The sequence below is a fragment of the Photobacterium sp. OFAV2-7 genome, assembly GCF_022347985.1.
Taxonomy (GTDB): Bacteria; Pseudomonadota; Gammaproteobacteria; order Enterobacterales; family Vibrionaceae; genus Photobacterium.
Genome location: NZ_JAKRFQ010000556.1, coordinates 1 through 3,458, shown reverse-complemented (window position 1 = coordinate 3,458; position 3,458 = coordinate 1). Strand labels below are relative to the sequence as shown.

General features: G+C 50.2%; 3 protein-coding genes and 1 pseudogene. 2 read left to right on the top strand and 2 right to left on the bottom strand.

Going from position 1 to position 3,458, the window contains the following annotated elements:
* Both MHN01_RS20780 and MHN01_RS20775 read right to left on the bottom strand, forming a co-directional pair.
* On the bottom strand, nt 1-853 hold an 853-nt coding region (locus MHN01_RS20780), incomplete at its 3' end, for an MFS transporter (RefSeq protein ID WP_239413173.1).
* A gap of 5 nt (nt 854-858) precedes the next feature.
* Entirely contained in the window at nt 859-2,298 is a 1,440-nt protein-coding gene (locus tag MHN01_RS20775) for a Mur ligase family protein (RefSeq protein WP_239413172.1), read from the bottom strand.
* Between the two features lie 245 nt (nt 2,299-2,543).
* On the opposite strand from MHN01_RS20775, the gene MHN01_RS20770 reads away from it, so the two are divergent.
* Together MHN01_RS20770 and MHN01_RS20765 are read left to right on the top strand one after the other, a co-directional pair.
* Complete coding sequence (locus MHN01_RS20770; protein ID WP_239413170.1) at nt 2,544-2,825, top strand: hypothetical protein; 282 nt, start codon at nt 2,544-2,546, stop codon at nt 2,823-2,825.
* A gap of 97 nt (nt 2,826-2,922) precedes the next feature.
* Nucleotides 2,923-3,458: pseudogene (locus MHN01_RS20765) on the top strand (AraC family transcriptional regulator); the annotation flags it as partial.

Here is a 3,458-nt window from a genome sequence, read left to right as displayed (position 1 = left end):
ATTTTTCCAGCCAGGCGGGCAGCTTGAGAGCAATTAGCATAGAACCAAAACCGACAACAGCCATTGCCAGCGCCGTCTCTCTGTCTCCGCCTTCCAATATCTGATTGACATAGACAACAGTATTAACAATCACCATGGCACTGGCTCCGGCGGCAGCCAAATAGGCAATCCACAAAGCCCGAAGTCGCGGTGTTGCCAAGTAGGACTGAATACCGAACTTAAGGTTATTCCAAACCCCCTTGCCGTGATCAACAGCCAGCACCGCCGGTAGGGTACAGCTAATGATCAGCACACCGGACAAAACAAAAGTGCACGCATCCAGAATGAACAGATCTCGAAAACCTATCAACAGCAACAGCATCGCCGTCAGTAATGGGCTGATGATCTGTTCCAGATCATACGCCATTCGACTGTAGGATAGCGCCCGGACGTACTGATCTTTATCCGGCAGAATTTGTGGCAGCGTAGACTGAAACAACGGGGTAAAGCCAGCCGAGCAGGCATTAATCACAAAGACCAAAACATAAATCTGCCAGCTCTGGGTAACAAACGGCAGACAGAGGATCAAACCTGCACGGATGATATCCAGCGCAAACATGAACTCTTTTCTCGGCAGCTTGTGGGCTATGGCACCGAAAACAGGTGCCAGGCCAACGTAAGCGATCATCTTGAGCGCAAACGCCGTTCCCAACACGGCACTGGCATCCTCGGCCTCGAGTTCCCAGGCCAGCAATGCCAGCGTCAACGAGCTGATCCCAGTACCAATCAGCGAAATAACCTGGGCACTGAGCAATTTCAGATAGGTGGTATTTTTCCGCATAGGAAGCGGCGTACTTATCGAGTCAGCTGCCATGTTGATCACCTATCGTTACCAGCAGCCTGCATCAACGCCTCAAAGTCGCCAATATAAGGCTGAGGGTGGTTCTTATTGCTACTGATATATTGATACTTCTCCGGCCCTTTGCCGCACAACAGCAGCACATCATCAGGCATCAGACACGAAACGGCATGTTCGATAACCCGCTCGCGATCCGGATGAGTACTGCTGTTGCCACTCACCGCCTTGCTGCCCATTGCAGTAAACAAAGCCTCCTGACACACTCCCAATGGGTTGTCGGTGGTAAAAAACGCATGATCCGAGTGCGTGCTACACAACTCACCGATAGCAGCCGCATCGGCCAACCGGTCACCCGTAACCCCAATCACGGTATACACCCGGCCTTGGCTATGACGTCTCACATTATCCAGCAGGTTACGGAGACTATCGTAATTATGAGCATAATCGATAATCGCCGTGGCACCATTTTGCAACGGGTAGACTTCGCTTCGGCCAGGGGCATGATCCATGGTGGCCAGCATCTCAACAGCAGTAGAAATATCAATATCCATAGCCGTCAGCATAGCCAATACCGCAAGGGAGTTTTCAATGTTGAAGGTAAACGGCAGGGAGGTACTTACCGCATACTGCTGCCCTTCATAATCCAGCCTGAACTGCCCACCATGACACGACGAAACAATATCAGAGGCAAACATATCCGCACTTGGATCCTGCATACTAAAGGTCACCACCCGCGCCTTGCTGCGGCAGCGCTCGATCATCGCCAATGCCAGCTCGTCATCAAGGTTGATGATCGCCACACCACCGGGTTTAAGGCGATCTATCAGGCGAAGTTTGGCCTGAATGTAATCATCTCTGCTTCGGTGGTAATCGAGGTGATCGCTGCCGATATTGGTAATGACCACCACGTCGAAGTCGACGATACTTACCCGATCCTGAGACAAAGCATGACTGCTCACCTCCATCACATTGTGGGTCACCCCCGATTGCTCCATGGCATGAAACAGATTAAGCAAACTGATGGCATCCGGCGTGGTATTGTCCAGCTCAACCTGTTCATCACTGTACTGGCAGCCCAATGTACCGGTATAGGCAGACTTGAACCTGCGGTTCAGCAAAGCATTCAGGCAATAGGCGACGGTGGTCTTGCCGTTGGTCCCCGTCACACCAATTTGCATCAGCTTATCCTGCGGATACTGGTAATACTGATTAATCAAACTGACACTATTGCTAAAACTGGGTGTCAGCAGGCAGGGAACATCAAGCTCTAACGGTTTGTTGGCAATCACGCCAACGGCGCCTTTACCGATCGCCTCATCGACAGACTGATGGCTGTCCCAGTTCAGCCCCTGACGACAGACAAATACATCGCCGGGAAGAATTTTCTGACTATTGCTCTGAAACCGGACAGCACCCAGCTGACGCAGTTCATTTAGGTTCGTTATGTGGCATTTATTCATTGTTATATCTGTCGCTCAGGCTAAGGCTATCAGCGGCCTTGTATGCATTCGGTTTGTCGTCTCGTCGCTTTTTGCAACGGTGAGGTTATTGTATGGGTTCATTGCCCATCAATGTAATCGAACATCTTGATTAACGTTATGAGCGGCATCAATAGGATCGCCTGGCGCGAAATGGTAAATATTGGATTGGTCATTTCTTATACTTCGTCTTGTTCAACAAACCAACATCACAGTGAGAAATGAAAATGAAGAGTATCTGGACCAAAATCAAACAGTTTCTGCTTACTCCCTACGGCAAGGCTTATCTGGTCTTTATTACGCTGACCAAACTCTATCTGGTGTACAAATGGGCGCTGGACTATGTCAGAAAGTTTGGCGGTGAGCTATTTGAAATGCTCGGCGCCTCTATCTCTATGGGTGAGAACGTCAGCGTGCTGAGCTTTACCGCCATCTGCGGCTACTATACAGTCGAAGCTGTTATCAGTATCTTCCGCACCTCACCAAAGCCTCAGGTCACTCAAGCCTGATACCAAGCTCAATAATTCTCTCTCTTCTCTAAGGCTGCAGGGATGCAGTCCGACAAATATACTCTCACTTGATGAGTACACTCGCGGAGCAAAAGGAATGAACCAAGGCCAACTGGTCCCGCTGATCAAGACCGTCCATGCTGCGACCCTGATTGAAATGCTCAAGCATTTCGAGGCTGATATCTACCCGCTCCTCAAGACAGCAGGACTCCCCGAAGACATCCTCCAGACACACCATGAGTTTGTTCCCGAATCCCCAATAAAACACCTGCTGGCCATGATGGCCGAAAGGGCCGATCCCGATCATTATGGCAATTTACTCCGAACCGCAATCCGGGAATACTTCATTCCGAAAATGCTCAGGCACTTACACAGTCCGAAATCGATAGGTGAAGCCATCGAGCAGATGCAAACAGCGGTGCAACATGACTCCCCCTCCGCCAAAGTCAGCCTCGAATACTTCAACGACACCCCCTGGTTCTGTCGCCACAAACCAAAAGAGATGTCGAAAGGCTTTCTGTGGGCAGAGATTTTTGCCATTTTGTTCCTTATTGAATTTATCCGCTTTGCCAGCAAAACCCAATGGCAACCGGGCTGTATTGCCGTACAGTCGCCCAATGCCGACAAGTTGGC

Excerpts from the sequence above, each read along its gene's own strand:
- MHN01_RS20775 (WP_239413172.1), bottom strand. The coding sequence starts at position 2,298 with ATGAATAAATGCCACATAACGAACCTAAATGAACTGCGTCAGCTGGGT.
- MHN01_RS20770 (WP_239413170.1), top strand. The coding sequence starts at position 2,544 with ATGAAGAGTATCTGGACCAAAATCAAACAGTTTCTGCTTACTCCCTAC.